Below are 19,928 nucleotides of genomic sequence, written 5' to 3'. Positions count from 1 at the left end.
TCACCCCCGTGAAATCCTCGATGCGGGCCTGCGCCCGACACCGTTCAAGTCATCACTTCCAGCCAGCGAGACCGAGCTGGAGCGCCTGCTTGCGCACGTCCTCGTCGTACAGCGCTGCGGCGTCGGCCGGCTTGCGGATGCCCGAGCCGACCTCGACGGTGATCTGCTCCAGGTTCGGGCCCTTGACCGGCGACAGGTACTCCAGCGCCGGCGTGCTCTTGGCGCCCGGCTTGAAGTAGGCGACCAGGTCATTGACCGACGGCGGCACGCTGGCCGGCAGTTCGCAGCCTTTGACCATGTAGGGGCCTTGCGGGCCGGCGCCGCGCGTCTGGGCATTGCAGCCGTCGACGCTGGCGACGAAGGCGAGGAACTTCTTCGCCTCGGCCTGCTTCTCGCTCGACTTCGGGATGTAGAGGCCCGGCGGCATCCACACCGTCACGCCGTTCTGCGCGGCATCGTCACCGGGCAGCGCGAAGAAGCCGACGTCGTTGATGAACTCCTTGTGGCTGACGGCAATGCCGCCGATCGCGAAGGTCAGCATCGGGTAGTGCGCGCCCTCGCCCTTGGCGACCATGCGCAGCCCGTCCTCGAACTTGGCGGTGGCGAAGTCGCGGTTGAGGTAGCCGGCCTTGAAGACTTCCTCCTGGCGCTGGAAACCCTTCATCGCCGCCGGCGTGCTGGCGTACTTGGCCTTGTTGGCGGTGTAGTTGTCGGCGAAGGTCGGCACGGCGGTGGCGACGTTGTGGAAGTCGCCCAGCACGAACAGCTGCGACGACCAGGTGTCCTTGAAGGTCTGGATCACCGGCGCGACGCCGCCGGCGGCCTTGATCGCGGCGTTGTTCTTCTGGAACTCGGCCCAGGTCTTCGGCACCTGCAGCTTGAGCTTGTCGTAGACCTTGCGGTTGTAGAGCACGCCGCCGCCCATCGCCGTCTGCACCGGCACGCCGTACTGGCGGCCCTCGACCGTCACGACGCGCTTGAAGACGTCCAGCACGTTGGCCTGCGACGGCTCGCCGGTCAGGTCGACCAGGTTCTTCTTCGGGTTCAGGGCCTGGAACAGCGAACCGGCGTTGTAGAGGAAGACATCGGCCATCTCGCCGGTCGCCAGACGGGTCTTGATCAGGTTGTCGCCCTCGGCACCGCCCGGGCGCGTCTCGATCTCGACCTTGATATCCGGGTTCTTCGCGGTGAAGTCGGCGGCCAGCGCCTTCAGCGCGCCGACGGTCTGCGGTCCGCCGTCGATCAGCACGGTGATCGTGCTGGCGGCATGGGCGGTGGCGGCACCGAGTCCGAGCGCCAGGGCGGCGGCGGACGCGAGCAGGTGGCGGCGGGCGATCAAGGTCGGCATGGTCAGTCTCCTGTGGTGTTGACGTGCGTGGAAGTGCGCTGAACGGCGTCTGTGCGCGGTGGGGGAAGGGATCCGATCGGGGTGGCTCAGCCGATGAGCCTGAAGGTGATGACGTGGCGGCCATCGGCCAGTTCGACCGGGCTGGCGCCGGCATCGGCACCGGCATCGGCGTTTCCGACGGCCAGTCCGTCGACCACGACATCGGCATGGCCGGCGCCCGGGCGGAAGGTCGCCGTGCAGCCCGGCGGCAGCGTGACCGTGTAGCGCACGGCATCGCCGTCGACGGTCCAGCCGGCCTCGATGCGGCCGTGCAGGCTGTCGTGGGCGGCCTGCACCGGCGACAGCGCCGGGACGATCACCGGCGACAGCTCGACATGGCGGAAGGCCGGCCGTTCGGCATCCGGCTTCAGGCCGGCGACGCCCTCGAACAGCCATTGGCAGACGGCGCCGTAGGCATAGTGGTTGTAGGAGTTCATGGCCGGGTCGAACACCGAGCCGTCGGCCCGGATCGCGTCCCAGCGTTCCCAGATCGTGGTCGCGCCGCGCTTGACCTGGTAGAGCCAGCCGGGCACTTCCTCCTGCAGGAAGACGGCGGCGGCCAGCTCCGGTTCGCCGATCTTGACCAGCGCCGGCAGCAGCGCCGGGGTGCCGATGAAGCCGGTGCCGATGCGCCCTTCGGCCCGCGCGATGGTGGCCTTGAAGTGGCGCCGCGCGGCCGGCAGCAGGTGCGCGGGGATCAGGTCATGCACGATGGCCAGCGCATAGGACGTCTGATCGTCGTAGACCAGCCGGCCGCTCGGCGCGATGAACTCGTGCTGGAAGGCCGCCTTGACCTGCGCGGCCCGTTCGGCGAGCAGCGCGGCATCGGCGTCATGGCCCAGCAGCGCGGCGATGCGGGCCGTCAGCGCCGTCGAGATGTAGAGGTAGATCGTGGCGGACGCGTCGTCGCCGATGGTCGGCACCGGCTTCTCGGTCGGGCCGCCCGGCTGCAGCCAGTCACCGAAGCTGAAGCCCCGTTCGCCCCACTGGCGCGGCGGCTGCACGATCGGGCCGTTGCTGATCGACCAGACGAAGTCGACCCAGCGGCGCATCGCCGGGAAGGTCTCCTGCAGGATCGCGCGGTCGCCGTAGTGGGTCCACAGCGCCCACGGCACCAGGCAGATCGCGTCGCCCCAGCCGGTGCTGCCGAAGAATCCCTTGGCGGTGTCCTCGTGGCCGCGGGTCGGGTCGGGCGAGAAGTGGGCGATGGCGCCGTCCGGCCGCTGGTCGGCCACGACGTCGCGCAGCCACTTGACCCAGAAGCTGTGGCTCTCGAACAGGAAACAGGCGGTCGGCGCGAACACCTGCGCGTCGCCGGTCCAGCCCAGCCGCTCGTCGCGCTGCGGGCAGTCGGTCGGCACCTCGATGAAGTTGCCGCGCTGCGACCAGACCGTGTTCTCGACCAGCCGGTTGACCAGCGCATGACCGGTGCTCAGCCAGCCGGTGCGGCGCGTCGCCGACGAGATCGGCACCGCCTCGATCGCGACCATGCGCACGCCGGCCGGCAGGCTCACGCGGGCATAGCGGAAGCCCTGGAAGGTGAAATGCGGCCGATACGACTCCGGGCCGCCGCCCTGCAGCGTGTAGTGCAGCTCGGCCCGGGCACTGCGGTAGTTGGTGTTGTTGAACACCCCGTCGGCATCGACGATCTCGGCGTGCTGCACCACCACCGTCGCGCCGCGCGGGCCCTCGACCGTGAAGGCGACATAGCCGCCGATGTTCTGGCCGAAGTCGTAGACCGATCTACCCTCCGCGTCAAAAAAATGCGCGGCTGGTGCCAGCGCCTCCAGCTCCCGGACCGCGCCCGTCTCATGCGGCATCAGCGTGGCCAGCGCGAAGGTCTCGTCGACGCTGCAGCCGGCGCTGGCCGTCAGCGTGGCCTCGCGGGCGTCGTAGTCCTCGCCGAGATAGATGCCGTTCTTCAGGATCGGCAGCAGCCCGCTGCGCCAGGTGTGGTCGGTCGCCAGCAGCACGCCGGCCGCGCTGCGGATCTCGGCGATGGCGCCGAGCCGGTCGCCCCAGGTGTTCACCTGACCGATCTTCTTCCACAGCATCTGCGAGCGGAACCAGCCATCGCCCAGCCAGATGTCGATCACGTTTTCACCCGATCGCAACAGGGATCCGACCGGATAGGTCTGGAACGACAGGCGGTCCTGGTAGCTCGTCCAGCCGGGCGTCAGCAGGTCCTGCCCGACCCGCTGGCCGTTGATGAAGCAGCGATAGAGCCCCTGCGCGCTGATGCGCAGTTCGGCATCGGCAGGCACGCTGTCGAGCGTGAAGGTCTGGCGCACGAACGGCGCCCGTTCACCGACACCGAGGTCGGTCTGCGGGCGGATCAGACGGGCGGTCCAGGCGAGGCTGGCGGACGGTGTGAGGTCGCTCATGGCGGCGTTTCCTGTGCGGCGTGGGACACGACACCACCCGGTCCGGCTGGCGACGGGGTGGCCGTGTCGTTCGAGGAAAGTGTAGAGCGGTACACACTCGGATGCCAAGCGATCAGGCGTGTCGTGGCGTCGGTGTTTTCCCGGGCGCCTGACGGTGACCAACACCCACCACGTCACCCCCGCCGCCCCGCCTCGAACCGCCCCGCATACCGGAACAGCTGCCCGAACCACGGGTGCGTCATGCGGAAGTCCATCGCGAAGTGGCGGTCGTCGACGGCCTGCTCGACGATCGTCGTGACGCCCGGGCCGAGCCACTGCGGCACCGTCACGTGCCACGTGCCGATGCGCAGCACGAAGCGCAGGCCGCGGCAGGTCAGGCGCTGGCCGTCCCAGGTGGGTGCCATCTCCAGGCCGAGCCAGGGGTTCACGTACTCGATGAAACGGCCCGGGCCGGACGGCACCCAGACGCTGTCGAAGGTGATCGCCTCGCCGTCCGCATAGCGGATCGTGCGGTGCCAGTGCTGGCGCTCGCCGTCCAGGAAGCGGTCGACGCGGGTCTCGACCTGCCGGCCGCGCCGGCTCAGCAAGGCGCCCAGCGCGCCCAGCAGGCGCAGGCCCGGCTGCATCGCGCTCGGGTAGTCGATGTCCATGTGGCCGCAGTCGGCCGCAGCCTCCGCCCCGTGGTGGGCCTGCAGGGCCGGCGGCAGGCGGTCCCAGTCGGCGCCGAGCGCCCGTCGCATGGGGGTCATGGCTGGCCTCCGGTCCGGGGAAGCGCGAACGGGGTCCCGCCGGCCAGGTCCATGCCGACCACGTCCTTGCCCACCACGTCCTTGCCCACCACGTCCTTGCCCACCACGTCCTTTCCCACCATCAGCACGACGACCATCACCATCGCGACGAAGGCCGGCACGCCGAGCCAGAACCAGATCCGCGCCAGTCGCCAGTAATGCGGCGGCAGGCCGGTGCCGCTGGCGACGGCGGCTTCGGCCAGGTCGCGCATGCGGATCTGCAGCCAGACGACCGGCAGCCAGCACAGCCCCGCCAGCGTGTACAGCGCCAGGCTGGCGGCCAGCCACGGCGACGTCAACGGCCAGCCGACCAGGTGCGCCAGCCACAGGCCGCTGAGCGGCTGGAAGATCACCGTCGGCGTGGTGAACAGCCAGTCGGCCAGGACCACCTGCCGCCCGGTTGCGGCGATGTGCGCGACCGAGCCGGTGCGATCGGCCATCCACTTGTAGAACGCGCTGCCCAGGCCGGTGCCGAACAGCAGCACCATGCTGAGGATGTGCAGCGTCTTGAGGGTCGTGTAGGTCATCGCACGGCCCCCGGCATGCGGCCCAGGAAGGCCGCCAGCGGCGCGACGTCCGCCACGTTGCCCGCCTGCAGCATCCGCAGGTTGTCGACCCGCAGCATCGGGCTGAACGGCGCGCCCGCCCGCATCAGCGCCTGCACCAGCGCGGGCGGCACGTGCAGCAGCCGCGCCGGCGGCAGGCCTTGCGCGGCGCGCAGCCGTTGCAGCCAGTCGGCGAAGGTGATCGCCTCCGGCCCGACCGCATCCAGCGTGCGCCGCGCCGGCTGCGCGTGCAGGCAGCGCATCACGGTCTCGACCAGGTCGCCCAGCCGGATCGGCTGGATCGCCTGCCGCCCGTCCCCGACCACCGGCAGACACGGCCACCGCGCCAGCCGCCGGAACAGCGCGCTGCTGGTGCCTTCCGCATCTGCGTCGCCGGGCTCGCCGTAGACCAGCGACGGCCGCAGCACGAAGCTGTCGATCGGCAGCCGCCGCAGGCCCTCGTCGGCCGTGAACTTGCTGCGGTGATAGGCCGAGAACGCACCCGCGTCCGCGCCCAGCGCCGACAGCTGCACGACCCGCGTCACGCCGGTCTCGACGCAGGCCTCGAACAGCGCCAGCGGGGCCTGCACGTGCAGCAGGTCGAAGGTCTGACGGCCGGTCTCGCCAATGATCCCGGCCGCCTGGATCACCCGGTCGACCCCCGCCAGATGCGGCCGCCACCGGCTCGCCGACGTCAGCCCCGCCAGGTCCACGCCATGCCGGCGCGAGACCGGCACGACGGTGTGCCCGGCCGCCACCAGCGCCGCCTGAATGTGCCGGCCGATGAAGCCGGACGCCCCGGTCAGCAGCACCTTCCTGCCATGCCCCGCCGGACCGCCGTCCGGTCGTCCCGCCCCGTTGCGATCGCTCGCCATCTGAAGACTCCATCCGTGTTGAGGAGCCCCCAGTCTCGGAACGCGCCGTTGCCGGGTCTTCCGATCGGCGCCGAATGGAGCGGGAATCCGCTCCGGAACGATCGTTTCGGAGCCTTTCGGCACCCCGAATCGGCAAAACGCGCAAGCGTCGAGCCGTCCCGCCGCGCCGTTCAACCCGCCGCGCCAGGCCTCAGCGTCAGCTTGCGGTACTGGCCCGGCGTCGTGCCCTCGATCTCGCGGAAGGCGTCGTAGAAGTTCGACTGGGTCGCGAACCCGACCGACAGCCCGACCGACAGCACCGACGCGGTCGGCTCGTCACGCAACATCGCCTTGGCCGCCTCGACCCGCTGCTCGCGCACGTAGCGGGCGTAGCTCTTGCCCAGCCGGCTGTTGAGCAGCTCGGACAGCTGGTGCGCGTTCAGCCCCAGCCGCGCCGCCAGGCTGGCCAGGCTCAGGTCGGCATCGGCATACAGCCGCCCGCCCGCCATCAGCTCCTGCAAGCGCCCCAGCGCGGCATCGCAGTCGACGGAACCCAGCGTGGTCTGCGCATAGCCAGCGCGCACGACCTCGCGGACCTCGGCCTCCAGCTGCGGCCGCAGGTGCAGCGTCACTTGCACCAGCAGGAACGCCAACCCGATCGCGGCCGCATAGAGCCCGGTGAACGCCTGCTCCGACAGGACCCCCGGCAGCGCACCCGGCAACAGCCCCAGCACGGCGACCGCGACCGCCACCAGGAAGGTCACGCCCAGCAACAGCACCTCGACCTGAAACCGCGCCCGCTCGGCCCGCAACGCCAGCAATCGCCGCCCCAGCCACAACAGGTAGCCGGCCCCGACGACAAACGCCATCGACCGCGCCCACGCCCCCGGCATCACCAGCGACAGCCCCACCGGCGCGACATGCACCAGATCCACCGCCCGCCACTCATCCCCCGCCTTGGGCGACAGCAACGAGCGGCTGTAAAGGAAAAAACACGGCGCCACGACAAACAGCGCGGCCCGATACGCCACCGCATCCGTCCAAGCCCCATCCCCCTGCAACGCCACCACATGCACCCCCTGCAACCCGGCCAGCGCCGCCAGCAACAGCAAGCCCATCACCCGAGCGGCGCCCTGCCCCCGATTCGCCTCACCGCCGAAGTGGGTCAGGGCGATGGCGAGGGCGCAGAAGAGGGAGTAGCCGGCGAGGAGGGTGGGGAGGGTGTGCACGGGTCACCAGGGGCGGAGGTCGGACAAGGGGATGCCGGAGCCTTCGACGAGGGCGTTTTGGGAGGCGATCCAGGTGGCGTAGGTGGAGGCGAAGGTGGGTTGGGGGGTCGTGGTGCTGGTGGTGGCGGGGTCTGGTTGTGAGGTGGGGAGGCTGTCTGGGGGTGGCGGGGCGGTGGGAGTTGGCATGACAGAGGATTTTGGCGGTGAGGCATCGTCGTGAGGGCAGCCGCACCTGGATCAGATCAGAGTCCCATCTATCGGGAAACTCACGAACTGGGCAAAGTTGGTCGGTCAACGCCTAAAGGATGTGCGATATTTACTGGCCAAGCACCGAGGCCACCAATGAGCCTCACAGTATCTAGAATCTAGTTCATTCAACCAACACCAAGGAAAGCAATGATAAATTTACACTCCAATACAACCCCGCCAAAATAAAAGAGTCAATACTTAACAGCCTCAAACCCCATTTTTTGAAAGTTTACGGAGGTCCTATGGGAATCAATTTCCATGAGCATATCTTCGGCGAAAGGCAAATCGAAAAAAATCCAAACGGAACTCAACTCGGGACACTGCTAGTCCGGCGCTATCCATGTTGGACGTGCTATGGCCAAGAAACTTCCGACAACAATGAAAAACAATTCTGCAAAGGCTGCAATGGCAAAGGCTTTTTCGAACGACTTGTTTCCATTGAAAGCGTTCTATCCTCTCTCGGAGTAAAGATAGAAAATGAGGAAGATGCTCGCGTTGAATGGGCAAGCCACTTACCAGCAAATACAAAAGGGAGACATGAATACGAAGGCATTCGTGCTTACGTTAGCCATGAAATCGCACGCTCAAGGATTACAGCACTAATCATCGATATGCGAGGACAAAAAGCTAGCGGACAGGTATTCCCTCGACTCAACCAGATTATTCAATCCATCCAAGAAGACTTTCTAGAACCATACGGAATATGGTCAAATGAAGTCCGATGGTTTCACAGAAATTCCGACGGCGGACTCGATATACTCAGAATCACCGATGAAGACGGACCTCCCCGATTTGTTCCACTCTTGGAATTCTGGGACGGAAAGGACTTCTCAGGTTTCGAAGGAAGTTTCAGCAATCAACTAGAACTTTGTATCGAAGCATCAGTTTCTTTCGCAGACGAACGCCCATATTGACCTCAGAATGAACCCCATACTCGTTAGCCAATCGATCCCTCGTAGTCCAATCACCAGCAGCAAATCCAGTGATGATGGCAAGTACCACTTTCACGGCGACCTAAACACTGAAAATGGGCTCTATTTTTGCCTCCGATGTGACGAGTTCGTTCAGTGCGAGCACTTTGGTGATCAAGCACACAAAGAGGAACGAGACAGAATAATAGCCAAATCCATCGAATCCCTAAGAAGGTATTCCGCAAATCATCCAGGAAGAAGGACTCGCTTGGCAACTACGACAAACTTTTTTGATGCCGAGATCTCCGAAAGTCTCGCCCATCGAATGAGAATCAATATTCTCTTTTCTGACTGGATCATCAAGTCGACAACCAATGTTCAGATTTTGGATGCAACGAGAATTTTGCCACATTTAAATTACATCCATAGCTTTAACGAAATGCTCGATCTACTAGAATCGCCAGACCAGATAGAGCTAAAACAAATATATCAACACTACATCAGCATCTGAGCAACCCCACGCCAGACGATAAATCACCAAACCTATTTTTCGCAAGCCAAGCAAACCACGTAAAAAGTCAATTACTTGGCTGCAACACCTAAAACAAGCTCCCCTGCCCATCCTCCCTGGGCATCACCTCCGCCCCTGCCTTCCCGCGCCGCGCCGTCGGCTTGTTCCCACTCACCCCCAACCCACTCCTTCGCGACCCATGCTGCCGCTGGATCGCATCCGCCTCGTCCTTCGCATCCGCCGTCTGCCGGACGTCGTAGAGGGCGGACTTGATGGCGGCCAGGGCCGTGCGTTCGTGGACGATCGGGGCGGGATAGGCCGGGGTGCCGAACTCGGGGATCCAGTGGCGGATGTGGAGGCCTTGGGGGTCGTGGTCGAGGGCCTGCTTGGTGGGCGAGTAGATGCGCAGCGTGTTGATGCCGGTGGTGCCGGACTGCATCTGCATCTGGCTCCAGTGGATGCCGGGTTCGAAGTCGAGGAACTGGCGGGCCAGGAAGAGGCCGGGCTCGCGCCAGTGCAGGCCCAGGTGGTAGGCGGCGAAGCTGACCAGCATCGCGCGCATGCGGAAGTTCAGCCAGCCGGTGGTACGCAGCTGGCGCATGCAGGCGTCGACCATGGGGTAGCCGGTGCGACCTTCGCACCAGGCTTGCAGGCGTTCGGTGTCGATCGGGCCGGGGTGGACGCCGTCGCCGGGGCGCACGCCGTTGACGGAGCGGGCGAGGTTGCGGAACTCGAGGTCGGGCTGGTCTTCGAGCTTCTGCATGAAGTGGCAGTGCCAGCGCAGCCGGCTGGCGAAGCCGCGCAGGGCCCAGGCGAGCGTGGCGTCGGGGGTGCGGGTGATCGTGGACTCGGTGGCCTGGTGGACGCAGCGCATCGAGATCGTGCCGAAGGCGAGGTGCTCGCTCAGGCGGCTGCAGCCGTCGACGGCGGTGATCGGGCTGGACAGGGCGCGGCGGTAGTCGCGGCCGCGGCCGGCCAGGAAGCTGTCGAGCATCGACCACGCGGCGCGTTCGCCGGCGGTGGGCAGTGGCGTGGCAGGCTCGGTCAGACCCAGGTCGCGCAGGGTCGGCAAGGGGCTCGCGTCCAGCGGCATCGCGGGCTGGAAGGCGGGCGGCGGCGGAACCTCGGGTGCGTCCATGCGGGCGGTCCAGCGGCCGGCCCAGCCCAGGCGTGAACGCAGGCGGCGGACCACGCCGGTCTGCGGGAACTCCTGCCAGCGCACCCCCGTGCGGCGGCACCAGTCGGCCACGGCCAGGTCGCGGGTGTAGCTCCAGCCGGGGCCGGTTTCCTCGTGGCTGAGCAGGTCGGTGAAGGGCCGTTCGCGGTGCAGAGACGCGAGCGCGTCGGGCATGTCGGACACGCGCACGATCAGCGGCAGGCCACGCGCGGCCAGGTCGTCGCGCAGGCGGCTGACACAGGCCAGCAGGTAGGCGACGTGGCGCGGGTCGCATTCGGGGCTGGCGAGCCACGCGGGCTCGATGACGACCAGGCCGATCGCCCGGCCGATGCGCGCGGCCTCGGCCAGCGGGGCGTGGTCGCGCAGGCGCAGGTCGCGCTTGAACCAGACGACGGCGGTGGGCGCGTGGGTGTCGGTCATCGTGTCGGCCATCGACCCGAACCCTTCAGACCTTCGCGGCGCCGACCTCGCCCCGCCGGATCGCGTCGGCGCGCTGGCGCACGGCGTCGCGTTCGGCGTCGTCGAGCCGGGCCAGATTCCTGACCTGCAGCGCCATGCGCGGGTTGCCGGCCAGCAGCGCCTCGTGGCGCATCAGGAAGTCCCAGTACAGCGTCGTGTAGGGGCAGGCGCGCTCGCCGGTGCGCTGCGCCGGGTCGTAGCGACAGCCGCTGCAATGCGGCCCCATGCGGTCGATGTAGCGGCCGGTCGCGACATAGGGCTTGCTGCCCATCAGGCCGCCGTCGGCGTACTGGCTCATGCCCAGCGTGTTGGGCAGTTCGACCCATTCGACCGCGTCGACATAGACCGCCAGATACCAGCGGTGGACCTGCTTCGGCTGCACGCCCAGCATCAGCGCATACAGGCCGGTGACCATCAGGCGCTGGATGTGGTGGGCGTAGCCGTGGCTCAGGGTCTGAGCCAGTGCGTCGCGCAGACAGGCCATGTCGGTGGCGCCGGTCCAGTACCAGCCGGGCAGGTCCTGCGTGGCGTTCAGCGCGTTGCCATCGGCATAGGCGGGCATGCGGGTCCAGTAGATGCCGCGCACGTACTCGCGCCAGCCGAGGATCTGGCGGATGAAGCCTTCGACGCTGGCCAGCGGTGCTTGCCCGGCACGCCAGGCCGCCTCGGCCGCCGCGACGACCTCGCGCGGGTTCAGCAGCTTCAGGTTCAGCGCGGCCGACAGGTGCGAGTGGTAAAGCCACGGGTCGCCCGGCCACATGGCGTCCTGATACCGCCCGAACAGCGGCAGGCGCTCGGTGATGAAGGCGTCCAGCGCCCGAAAGGCCTGCTCGCGCGTCACCGGCCAGGCGAAGCTGTCGAGCCGGCCCGGGTGATCGGCGAACCGCTCGGCGACGAGTGCCAGCACCTCGCGCGTCAGCGCATCGGGCTCGAAGGCGGCACGCGGGGGCAGGAAGCCGGGGCCGTCAGCACCGAAGGCTTCGCGGTTGTCGGCGTCGAAGTTCCACTGCCCGCCGGCCGGCTCGTCGCCGTCCATCAGCACCTGATGGCGGCGGCGCTGCTCGCGGTAGAAGTGCTCCAGCCGCAGCGACTTGCGGCCACGTGCATGGGCGGCGAACTCGCGCACCGTGACGTAGAAGTGGCGGTCCTCGCGCACGTCCAGCGGCAGGCCCGCATCGGCCGCGACGGCCTTGATGGCCTGCAGCACGCGCCAGTCGCCGGGCGCCGTCATCACCAGCTGCGCCGGCCGCAGCCGGGCGATGTCTTGCGTCAGCTGCGCGGCCAGGCTGCCGGCGTTGTCGGGCGCGTCGAGTCGTGTGTAGCTCAGCGGCCGGCCGGCGTCCTGCAAGGCGTTTGCGAAGTGCCGCATGGCCGCCAGGAACACGGCGGTGCGTGGCTGGCTGGACCAGACGTGGGTGGACTCCTCGGCCACCTCGGCCATCCAGACGCGGTCCAGGTCGGCGTCGAAGCCGTCGAAGGCGCTGGCCTCCAGATCGAGCTGGTCGCCCAGCACCAGCACCAGCGTGCGCAGCTCAGCCACCGGCGGCCTTCTGGCGCCGGCAGGCGTCGGAGCAGTACTTCACCTCGGCCCAGTTCTTCGCCCAGCGGCGCCGCCAGGTCATCGCCAGACCGCAGGCCACGCAGGGCTTGCTGGGGAGGGACGCCTTGTTGCCGCGGAAGCCGGCGCCGGGCTCTCGCTGCGAGCGTGCGCTCACGTCAGCGCCTCGGCGAAGGCCGAGTCCGGCGCTTGTTGGTGCGACAACTGTTGCGGCAGTCGTTGCGCCAACACCTGAGCCGCCAGCGCACGTCCGGACCACCACGCGGCCTCGACGCCGTGGCTGCCCGGGCCGTCGCCGGAGGCTTCCATCCCCTCAGCGCCGAGGAAGTCGCCGCAGACACCCAGGCGGCGTTCGGCGTCCCACCAGCACGGCGACGTCGACGCGGCCGGCGCGCAAGACCGCTGCGGCGGCAGCGCGTAGCGCCAGCGGTGCACGACCGAGTGGTGCCACAGCGTCTGCCCGGCGCGGCGGCCGATCACCGCGTCGAGCGCATCGAGCAGGTGCGCCTGGATCCACACCGGCGAGCGCTCCAGATGCTCGCGGCTCCAGTCGATGCGGGCATGCGCGACCCAGTGCGCCTGACCGGCCACGGCCGGACGGCCGGGGCGCGCGTCCTGCCGCAGCACCCAGGCGAGCGGGCCGTCGACCGGCGCGGCCAGGTCCCATGGGCGGCTGGACCGGAAGGGTTCGTTGAGCACATCGACCGCCTCGATGCCCATCAGCGTCCAGCACGGCTGCATCGTCACCTGTGCCGCATCGGCCGACCAGTCGGCGCGGTGCGGCGCCAGCAGCGGTGCGGCCTGGGCCGGCGGAATCGCCAGCACGACGGCGTCGAAACGGTCGGGCAGCCACGTGTCATCCACCTGCAGCTGCCAGCCGTCGGCACCCCGCCGCAGGGCCTGGACGGCGGCGCCGCAGCGGGTCACCGAACCTTCCAGCAACTGGCGGCAGACGGTCGGCAGGTCCGGCGTCGGCAGGTGGAAACGCAGGGTCGGTTCCAGCGCGCGACTGCCGGGCGCCATCACCGGCGACCAGCGCGCCAGCCAGCCGGCCTGCACGCCCCGGTGGACGAAGGACAGGAAGGCGGGGCTGCGGGCCGTGATGCCCAGCGCGCCGTGGTCCATCCGGGTGGTCCAGGACCGGCGGCCGGCCTCGTCCCACGCCATCCGCCGGGTCGCCAGACGCCCGCCAGGGCCGCGTGCCTTGTCGAACACCTGCACGGCATGGCCGGCCTGCGTCAGGGCCTGGGCGCAGGTCGCGCCGGACATGCCGGCGCCGATCACGGCGACACGAGGGGTAAGGTGGGATGTCATGGACGCCAGCATAGGTTTGTCCAGGTCAAAACGGATTCAACTCCGCTTCAATCGGACAATCCGGTCGGACTATCCGCTTCAAACCCGATTCATCGATGACCGATTCCAGCCCGCCCCCGTCAGACCCCCCCGTCGCCAACGGCACATGGCACCGCAGCGGCGCGGTCGCGCGGATGTTGCGCATGCCGGTCGCCACGCTGCGGGTCTGGGAACGCCGCTACGGCCTGACGCAACCGGCGCTGAGCCCCAGCGGCCAGCGCCTCTATGGCGCCGACGACGTGCGGCGGCTGGCGCTGATCAAGCAGCTGACCGACCTGGGCCACGCCATCGGCAGCCTCGCCGGCCTGGACATGGCGCAGCTGCAGCAGGTGGCGGCCACCCACGCCCGCACGCTGGCCGGCCGGCAGGCGGAACCGCCCGTGCCGACGCACCCGCCGCTGCGCCGCATCGGCGTCATCGGCCCCGCGCTGGCGAGCCGGCTGCAGCGGCCGGCACTGCGTCAGCGGCTGGACGGGTCGATCGTCGTCAGCGGGCCCTATCCGGATCTCACGGATCCAGCCGATCTGCCCGACGTCGACCTGCTGCTGATCCACGCCCCCACGCTGCACGACGGCTGGCAGGACACGCTGCCGTCGACCGCCGCGCGCCTGGCCGTCGTCTACCGCTACGCCAGCGACGCCGTCTGCACCGCACTGGTCGACGCCGGCGTCGCCCTGCTGCGCGACCCGCAACCCGACGCGGTGCTGGCGCAGTGGCTCCACGCCATCACCCGCAGCACCGAACCCGCCCCACCCCGCCGCTGGGACGACGCCGCGCTGGCCGACTTCGCCGGCCTGTCCTCGACCATCGCCTGCGAATGCCCGCGCCACATCGCCGAGCTGCTGGTGCAGCTGTCGCACTTCGAGGCCTACAGCGCCGACTGCGCCCACCGCAGCCCGTCCGACGCGGCCCTGCACGCGCACCTCCACCAGGTCACCGCCAGCGCCAGGGCGCGGTTCGAGGCGGCGCTGGAGGCGGTGGCGAGGCATGAAGGGTTGTTGTTGCCGGGGGAGGGATAGGCTGGAGGGGGTTGACCGGCGCGTCATGCGAGGACGCGCAGACGAGATCAAGTGAAATTTCGGAAGTTATCTTTGATTGATAACTTTCCGAACTTCACGATAATCGACACATGGACCCCATCCGCAACCCCTTCGCCCCAGGTGCTGGCACGCCGCCGCCCGAGCTGGCCGGCCGTGACGAGCTTCGCTCTGCGCTGCGCATCAGCCTGGAGCGCACTCGCATCGGGCGCCCGGCCAAGAGCGCGATGCTGGTGGGCTTGCGTGGGGTCGGCAAGACCGTCTTGCTGGATCGCATCCGGCAGGACGCCGAAGCGGCAGGCATTCATACCGTCCGAGTCGAGGCTCCTGAGGGGCGCTCACTGCCGGCGATCTTGGCCCCTCAACTGCGGCAGGCCCTGTTGCGCCTGAGTACCGTCGAGACCGCCAAGGCCTACGCAATCAGAGGCTTGCGAGCGCTGGCCGGGTTCGCGAACAAGCTCAAGGCGACCTACAACGACATCGAGGTCGGCTTCGACTTTGACGCTGAACCGGGCCTTGCTGACAACGGAGACCTTGAGCACGACCTGCAAGCCCTGTTCGAACAAGTCGGACTTGCCGCGCGAGCCGCAGGAACTGCCGTGGCCCTGTTCGTCGATGAGCTTCAATACGTGGAAGAAGCGCAACTGGCGGCACTGATCACGGCGATGCACCGAACCGAGCAACGTCAACTTCCGATCATTCTCGTGGGCGCTGGTTTGCCTCAGCTTCGCGGGCAGATGGGCAATGCGAAGTCCTACGCGGAGCGACTGTTCGACTTCCCCGACATCGGACCGCTTCCTGAAGACGCAGCGCGTCTGGCCATCTCCCGACCCATCATCAGCGAAGGCGCCAGCATTGACGCCGATGCCGTCGATCGAATCCTGTCGCTGACGCAGGGCTATGCCTACTTCTTGCAGGAATGGGGCAGCCACACCTGGCTGGTCGCCCATCAATCCCCGATTTCGCTTCACGATGTGGAAGTGGCCAACGCACAAGCCATCGCTGCACTGGACGAAAGCTTCTTCAGGGTTCGATTTGATCGCTGCACCCCGAAGGAAAAGCGATACCTGCGCGCCATGGCTGAACTCGGCGCCGGACCTCATCGCTCGGGCGACATCGCTGCCTGCTTCGGGGCCAAGGTCTCGTCACTCGCACCCACAAGAAGCTCGCTCATCAAGAAGGGAATGGTCTGGAGCCCGAATCACGGCGACACCGCCTTCACGGTGCCGATGTTCGATTCGTTCATGAAACGCATCATGCGCGGAGACGACTGGCGGGAGTGATTTGGCGGGGCGGGGATGAAGGCCCGCACCCCGCCCGCCTCCATTGGCAACACCGCAAGCCACCGACAGAATCGTCAGCCAGCACCGCTCTTGGAACCACTCCGGCACGGTGCGAACGCACGGTCGACCCAGACAAGCCCGGCGGCACGTCACATGACCCACATCGCGCTACTCGGTGATTCGATTTTCGACAACGCGCCCTATACCAAGGGCGGTCCTGCCGTCATCGACCACTTGCGACAGATCATTCCCGCCAACTGGCAAGCCGACCTGCTCGCCGTGGACGGCTCCGTGTCGGCTCAGATCGCGGCGCAGCTGGAAGGACTGACACCGGCCCACACCCACATCGTCCTCAGCGTTGGCGGCAATGACGCGCTCAGCCGCGAAGACATCCTGGACACGCCGGTCGACTCCAGCCATGCCGCCCTTCTGCTGATCTCCGAAGCCATCGCGTCCTTCGAGGTCGACTACCGCGACGCCGTCACGCGGTGCCTCGCGACCGGCCTGCCGGTGGTGGTCTGCACGATCTACAACGGCAACTTCCCGATTCCCGAATACCAGCGGGTGATCACGACCGCGCTGGCCGTCTACAACGACGTCATCCTCCGCGTCGCCTCCGAACACGGCTTGCGTGTCATCGACCTGCGCCGCGTCTGCCAGACCGCCGCCGACTACGCCAACCCGATCGAGCCGTCCGTGGCCGGCGGCAGGAAGATCGCCTCGGCGATCTGGCGTGCGGTGAGTGAAGGCCGGTTCAAGGGCGAAGGCTCGCAGGTGGCCGCCTGAATGACGGTCTGAATGGCGAGCCGACATGGATGCCCATTCATTCGTCTGCCTTCCATCACACACGCGCACCGCCCCATGATCGAGATCGTCCCCTACACCGACGCGTGGCGATGGGCATTCGAGTCCGAAGCCGCCGCCATCCGGAACGTCATGGGTGCAGACGCCATTCGAATCGACCATGTCGGCTCCACGGCAGTGCCCGGGCTGGCCGCCAAGCCGGTCATCGACATCCAGGTGTCCGTCCGGTCACTGGCATCGCTCGAACCCTTCGAGGCACCCCTCGCGTCACTCGGCTATCACTTGATCCGCATCAGCGAGTTCGTGGATCCCGAGTACCCGTGGTTCGCCAAGCCCGGCCTGTGGCCCAGCACGCACCACATCCACCTTTGCGTGGCCGGTGAGGAACTGGAATTCCTGCACCTCGCCTTCCGCGACCACCTGCGAGAGAACGCGGAACAGGCGCAGCGATACGAGGCCCTGAAGCGCCAGCTGGCCGGCCAGCACGAGGGCACGACGCTCCACTCGGTCGCCAGCTATTCGATGGGAAAGAGCGAGTTCATCGAGCGGGCGCTGCTCGGTGCGCGACGGGCGGGTGGCGCGACGCCTTCGCCCGGGCACTCGACAATCGACTGATTCACCCGTCGTCGATCACCCGTCAGGCCACATGAACACCACCCTGGTTCGCCAGCTGACAGAAGCGGATGCCGCCGACTACCGGGCGTTGATGCTCGACGCGTACCAGCTTGAACCCGACGCGTTCACCTCGACGGTCGAAGAGCGGCAGTCGCTGCCTCTGTCGTGGTGGCAAGCCAGGATCGGGAACAAGCCCGACGCCTCGGAGTGGGTCTTCGGCGCCTGTTGCGAGGGCGTGCTGGTCGGGCTTGCCGGCCTGTCGCGCGGGCAGCGCGAGCGCACGAGCCACAAGGGGACTCTCTTTGGCATGTATGTGGCGCCCGGGCATCGGAACCGCGGACTCGCTCGCCTGCTGGTGCAGGCGGTCCTGGCGAAGGCCAGGGACGTCCCGGGTCTCGTCCTGGTGCAGCTGACGGTGACGGAAGGGAATCAGCCGGCCACGAAGCTGTACGAGTCCTGCGGCTTCATCAGCTTCGGCGTCGAACCGCTGGCCAACAGGATCGGTGCCGCGTTCGTCTCCAAGCGCCACATGTGGTGTCGCGTCAGCGCGGACATGGATTGACCACTCGTTCAACCGCAGCGTCAACGGCATGGCGCGGGTCATCCGCTTTCGAAGCGGTGGACGGATGAAGATGCCGCTTTCATTCACTCGACTTCACGACCCGCACCATGTCACTCACCTGCCTGGTCCCCAACTCGGTCTGGTACGCACAGCAAGCCCTGAAGTTCGGCCCGATCGCCATCACCACCCGAATGACCGTGGTTCGACTGCGCGACGGTTCGCTCTGGGTTCACTCTCCGATCTCGCCCTCGCAGGAGTTGATGGATGAACTCGGGAAGCTGGGAAGCGTCCGTCATGTGCTGGCGCCGAACAAGAGTCACCATCTCTTCTTCCTCGATTTCCTGAAGGCCCACCCGGCGGCTCAGGGGTACATCGCTCCCGGCCTGGAGTCGAAGCGCCCGGACCTCGGCCGCTTCCCGCACATCTCTCGCGAGGCCCCCTGGAACGCGGAGATTCAAGGCTTCTTCATGGAAGGCCTGCCGATCTTGAATGAGACGGTCTGGTTCCACATCGACAGCGGCACATTGGTCGTGACGGACCTGCTGTTCTGCATCTCGAGAACAAGCCAGGGCATGACCGCCTTGGTCTCCAGGTTGCTGGGCATACATGGGACGCTCGGCATGTCGAGGACCATGAAGCTGCTCATCAAGGACAAACAAGCTCTCGCGAGATCTGTACGTCCCTTGCTGGCACTCCCCATCCAGCGGGTGATCGTGGCGCACGATCAGGTCATCGATGACCAGCCCGTGGCCAAGCTCGCGAAGGCATGGTCGTGGCTCACTTGAGCTGCTTGCCACGGCCTTCTGCCGATCGACGCGGTCCCAGGCCCCAGCGCAGGGCCGCTCGCTCTTCCCGCCGCCCCGCCTTGTACGATTGTGCTGGTCAAGCCCCAACGGACACGCCGATAGGTTGTTGTACAGCCTGCCGTTGCTCAAAGACGTTGGGCGCGACGTTGCCCAGCTTCGAGTGCCTGCGCACGCTGTTGTAGAAGCCGACGATGTAGTCGGCGATGTCCTGGGTGGCTTCGCCGTGGTTGGCGTAGTCGCGATGCCAGACGCGCTCCATCTTGAGGTTCAGGAAGAAGCGCTCCATGACCGCGTTGTCCCAGCAGTTGCCCTTTCGGCTCATGCTGCCGATCAGGCCATGGCGTGCGAGCAGCGCTTGATGCTGGCCGCTGGCGTACTGGCTGCCGCGGTCCGAGTGCACGATCAGACCGGGGGCGGGTCGACGTTGGGCAATGGCCATCTGGAGCGCCGAGCACACCAGTTCGGCGGGCATGTTCGGCGCCATCGACCAGCCCACGATCTTGCGGGCGTACAGGTCCATCACGACGGCCAGGTACAGCCAGCCGCTGCGCGTGCGGATGTAGGTGATGTCGCTGACCCAGGCCTGGTCAGGCCGGCTCGGATCGAAGCGCCGAGCCAGCAGGTTTTCCGAGACCGGCAGCGCGTGCGCGCTGTCGGTGGTGTGGATGAACTTGCGTTGCCACCGGGGGCGCAGACGGTGTTCGCGCATCAGGCGGCGCACGCGGTAGCGACCCACTCGCAAGCCCAGATCCTGCAGCGCCGAGACCAGGCGACGACTGCCGTAGACCTTCTCGTTGGCGACAAACTCGGCCTTGAGCTGGGCGCTGACCAGGCAAGCCGCTGGCGCCTGCCGTTGTCGATGTCGCGCGCCGTAGTAGCCCGATCGGCTCACGCCCAGGACGTGGCAAAGCCGCTCGACGGGGTAGGCCTTCTTGTGCAGATGCTCGACGAGCCGGTGGCTCATCGCAGTTCCCGGACGAAGAAGGCCGATGCTTTTTTTAGGATCTCCACATCGCCCCGCAATTGCCTGTTCTCGGCCTCAAGTTGCCGGATGCGCTGCTGCTCGGCCGTCAGCGGCTTGCCGATCCCCGACCGACCGGCCGCCTCTTCATCGACCTGCGTCAACCAGCGACGCACAGCCGTCTCGCCCAGCTTCATGTCTCGGCAGACCTCGCTCACGCTCAGTCCCTGATCCCGAATCATCTGCACGACCTGCAGCTTGAACTCGGCGCTGAACGTCCTTCTTTCCTTCTTGCTCATCTGTCCTCTCCGGGGGTTGACCACCTAGCGAGGTGTCCAGGGAGATTGGACCAGCACAGATCCCGCGCCCATCCCCCCAACACTCACCCCGCAGGCCCTCCCTTGAAACTCGCCACCTGAGCTGTCGCGCTCTGTCCGAAGCGAGGCCAAGTCGTC

At 67.2% G+C, this 19,928-nt stretch carries 17 protein-coding genes and 1 pseudogene; 7 read left to right on the top strand and 11 right to left on the bottom strand.

Going from position 1 to position 19,928, the window contains the following annotated elements:
• Positions 1–52 precede the first annotated feature (52 nt).
• The 6 genes and pseudogenes from ACWA7K_RS02690 to ACWA7K_RS02665 all read right to left on the bottom strand — a co-directional run bounded on the left by ACWA7K_RS02690 (position 53) and on the right by ACWA7K_RS02665 (position 7,187).
• Positions 53–1,348 carry an ABC transporter substrate-binding protein gene (locus ACWA7K_RS02690; protein WP_456165394.1) on the bottom strand — a complete coding sequence of 432 codons (1,296 nt, stop codon included), beginning with the start codon at positions 1,346–1,348 and terminating at the stop codon, positions 53–55.
• An 86-nt stretch (positions 1,349–1,434) separates the two neighbouring features.
• Positions 1,435–3,771 (bottom strand): family 78 glycoside hydrolase catalytic domain, encoded by a 2,337-nt coding sequence (locus tag ACWA7K_RS02685; RefSeq protein WP_456165392.1) that lies wholly within the window; start codon positions 3,769–3,771, stop codon positions 1,435–1,437.
• A 173-nt stretch (positions 3,772–3,944) separates the two neighbouring features.
• Positions 3,945–4,520, bottom strand: a complete 576-nt coding sequence (locus tag ACWA7K_RS02680; RefSeq protein WP_456165390.1) for a DUF4166 domain-containing protein — start codon at positions 4,518–4,520, stop codon at positions 3,945–3,947.
• Between the two features lie 110 nt (positions 4,521–4,630).
• Positions 4,631–5,086: pseudogene (locus ACWA7K_RS02675) on the bottom strand (DUF2269 family protein); the annotation flags it as partial.
• A complete protein-coding gene (locus tag ACWA7K_RS02670) occupies positions 5,083–5,979 on the bottom strand; it encodes an NAD-dependent epimerase/dehydratase family protein (RefSeq protein WP_456165388.1) in 897 nt (298 codons plus the stop codon). The pseudogene ACWA7K_RS02675 and the gene ACWA7K_RS02670, both read right to left, overlap by 4 nt.
• Before the next feature lie 170 nt (positions 5,980–6,149).
• Positions 6,150–7,187 carry a helix-turn-helix domain-containing protein gene (locus ACWA7K_RS02665; RefSeq protein ID WP_456165386.1) on the bottom strand — a complete coding sequence of 346 codons (1,038 nt, stop codon included), beginning with the start codon at positions 7,185–7,187 and terminating at the stop codon, positions 6,150–6,152.
• A gap of 491 nt (positions 7,188–7,678) precedes the next feature.
• Here ACWA7K_RS02665 and ACWA7K_RS02660 point away from each other — a divergent pair, with 491 nt between their 5' ends.
• Entirely contained in the window at positions 7,679–8,350 is a 672-nt protein-coding gene (locus tag ACWA7K_RS02660) for a hypothetical protein (RefSeq protein ID WP_456165384.1), read from the top strand.
• Between the two features lie 596 nt (positions 8,351–8,946).
• Here the strand turns inward: ACWA7K_RS02660 and ACWA7K_RS02655 are convergent.
• Genes ACWA7K_RS02655 through ACWA7K_RS02640 form a run of 4 tightly spaced genes read right to left on the bottom strand, consistent with a single transcriptional unit; the run spans position 8,947 to position 13,366 of the window.
• A complete protein-coding gene (locus tag ACWA7K_RS02655) occupies positions 8,947–10,455 on the bottom strand; it encodes an FAD-binding domain-containing protein (RefSeq protein WP_456165383.1) in 1,509 nt (502 codons plus the stop codon).
• 25 nt (positions 10,456–10,480) lie between these two features.
• On the bottom strand, positions 10,481–12,034 hold the full coding sequence (locus ACWA7K_RS02650; RefSeq protein ID WP_456165381.1) for a cryptochrome/photolyase family protein: 1,554 nt from the start codon (positions 12,032–12,034) through the stop codon (positions 10,481–10,483).
• A complete protein-coding gene (locus ACWA7K_RS02645; RefSeq protein ID WP_456165379.1) occupies positions 12,027–12,209 on the bottom strand; it encodes a DUF2256 domain-containing protein in 183 nt (60 codons plus the stop codon). The genes ACWA7K_RS02650 and ACWA7K_RS02645 overlap by 8 nt, the downstream gene beginning before the upstream one ends.
• Complete coding sequence (locus ACWA7K_RS02640; RefSeq protein ID WP_456165377.1) at positions 12,206–13,366, bottom strand: NAD(P)/FAD-dependent oxidoreductase; 1,161 nt, start codon at positions 13,364–13,366, stop codon at positions 12,206–12,208. The genes ACWA7K_RS02645 and ACWA7K_RS02640 overlap by 4 nt, the downstream gene beginning before the upstream one ends.
• A gap of 95 nt (positions 13,367–13,461) precedes the next feature.
• On the opposite strand from ACWA7K_RS02640, the gene ACWA7K_RS02635 reads away from it, so the two are divergent.
• The 6 genes from ACWA7K_RS02635 (at position 13,462) to ACWA7K_RS02610 (ending at position 18,491) form a co-directional block, all read left to right on the top strand.
• Entirely contained in the window at positions 13,462–14,424 is a 963-nt protein-coding gene (locus ACWA7K_RS02635) for a MerR family transcriptional regulator (protein ID WP_456165375.1), read from the top strand.
• A 110-nt stretch (positions 14,425–14,534) separates the two neighbouring features.
• On the top strand, positions 14,535–15,725 hold the full coding sequence (locus ACWA7K_RS02630) for an AAA family ATPase (RefSeq protein WP_456165373.1): 1,191 nt from the start codon (positions 14,535–14,537) through the stop codon (positions 15,723–15,725).
• Positions 15,726–15,740: 15 nt separating this feature from the next.
• Positions 15,741–16,511, top strand: a complete 771-nt coding sequence (locus ACWA7K_RS02625) for an SGNH/GDSL hydrolase family protein (protein WP_456165371.1) — start codon at positions 15,741–15,743, stop codon at positions 16,509–16,511.
• 75 nt (positions 16,512–16,586) lie between these two features.
• The gene (locus ACWA7K_RS02620) at positions 16,587–17,144 is read left to right on the top strand and encodes a GrpB family protein (protein WP_456165369.1); all 558 of its coding nucleotides are present in this window, start codon (positions 16,587–16,589) and stop codon (positions 17,142–17,144) included.
• Between the two features lie 31 nt (positions 17,145–17,175).
• Complete coding sequence (locus ACWA7K_RS02615; protein ID WP_456165367.1) at positions 17,176–17,706, top strand: GNAT family N-acetyltransferase; 531 nt, start codon at positions 17,176–17,178, stop codon at positions 17,704–17,706.
• A 107-nt stretch (positions 17,707–17,813) separates the two neighbouring features.
• A complete protein-coding gene (locus ACWA7K_RS02610; protein WP_456165365.1) occupies positions 17,814–18,491 on the top strand; it encodes a DUF4336 domain-containing protein in 678 nt (225 codons plus the stop codon).
• Between the two features lie 97 nt (positions 18,492–18,588).
• On the opposite strand, the gene ACWA7K_RS02605 is transcribed toward ACWA7K_RS02610, so the two are convergent.
• Positions 18,589–19,772, bottom strand: a protein-coding gene (locus ACWA7K_RS02605; RefSeq protein ID WP_456165363.1) for an IS3 family transposase whose coding sequence is annotated in 2 segments (ribosomal slippage) — positions 18,589–19,502 and positions 19,502–19,772 — 1,185 coding nt in all. Because the reading frame shifts where the segments join, the coding sequence is not laid out codon by codon here.
• Positions 19,773–19,928: the final 156 nt, after the last annotated feature.

The organism is Leptothrix mechoopdaensis (SeqCode) (assembly GCF_053893855.1).
This window is presented reverse-complemented; position numbering and strand designations above follow the sequence as displayed.

Bases quoted from the DNA above. Each gene is read 5' to 3' on its own strand.
- ACWA7K_RS02690 (WP_456165394.1), bottom strand. From the start codon at position 1,348: ATGCCGACCTTGATCGCCCGCCGCCACCTGCTCGCGTCCGCCGCCGCC.
- ACWA7K_RS02685 (WP_456165392.1), bottom strand. From the start codon at position 3,771: ATGAGCGACCTCACACCGTCCGCCAGCCTCGCCTGGACCGCCCGTCTG.
- ACWA7K_RS02680 (WP_456165390.1), bottom strand. From the start codon at position 4,520: ATGACCCCCATGCGACGGGCGCTCGGCGCCGACTGGGACCGCCTGCCG.
- ACWA7K_RS02670 (WP_456165388.1), bottom strand. From the start codon at position 5,979: ATGGCGAGCGATCGCAACGGGGCGGGACGACCGGACGGCGGTCCGGCG.
- ACWA7K_RS02660 (WP_456165384.1), top strand. From the start codon at position 7,679: ATGGGAATCAATTTCCATGAGCATATCTTCGGCGAAAGGCAAATCGAA.
- ACWA7K_RS02655 (WP_456165383.1), bottom strand. From the start codon at position 10,455: ATGACCGACACCCACGCGCCCACCGCCGTCGTCTGGTTCAAGCGCGAC.
- ACWA7K_RS02640 (WP_456165377.1), bottom strand. From the start codon at position 13,366: ATGACATCCCACCTTACCCCTCGTGTCGCCGTGATCGGCGCCGGCATG.
- ACWA7K_RS02635 (WP_456165375.1), top strand. From the start codon at position 13,462: ATGACCGATTCCAGCCCGCCCCCGTCAGACCCCCCCGTCGCCAACGGC.
- ACWA7K_RS02630 (WP_456165373.1), top strand. From the start codon at position 14,535: ATGGACCCCATCCGCAACCCCTTCGCCCCAGGTGCTGGCACGCCGCCG.
- ACWA7K_RS02625 (WP_456165371.1), top strand. From the start codon at position 15,741: ATGAAGGCCCGCACCCCGCCCGCCTCCATTGGCAACACCGCAAGCCAC.
- ACWA7K_RS02620 (WP_456165369.1), top strand. From the start codon at position 16,587: ATGATCGAGATCGTCCCCTACACCGACGCGTGGCGATGGGCATTCGAG.
- ACWA7K_RS02615 (WP_456165367.1), top strand. From the start codon at position 17,176: ATGAACACCACCCTGGTTCGCCAGCTGACAGAAGCGGATGCCGCCGAC.
- ACWA7K_RS02610 (WP_456165365.1), top strand. From the start codon at position 17,814: ATGTCACTCACCTGCCTGGTCCCCAACTCGGTCTGGTACGCACAGCAA.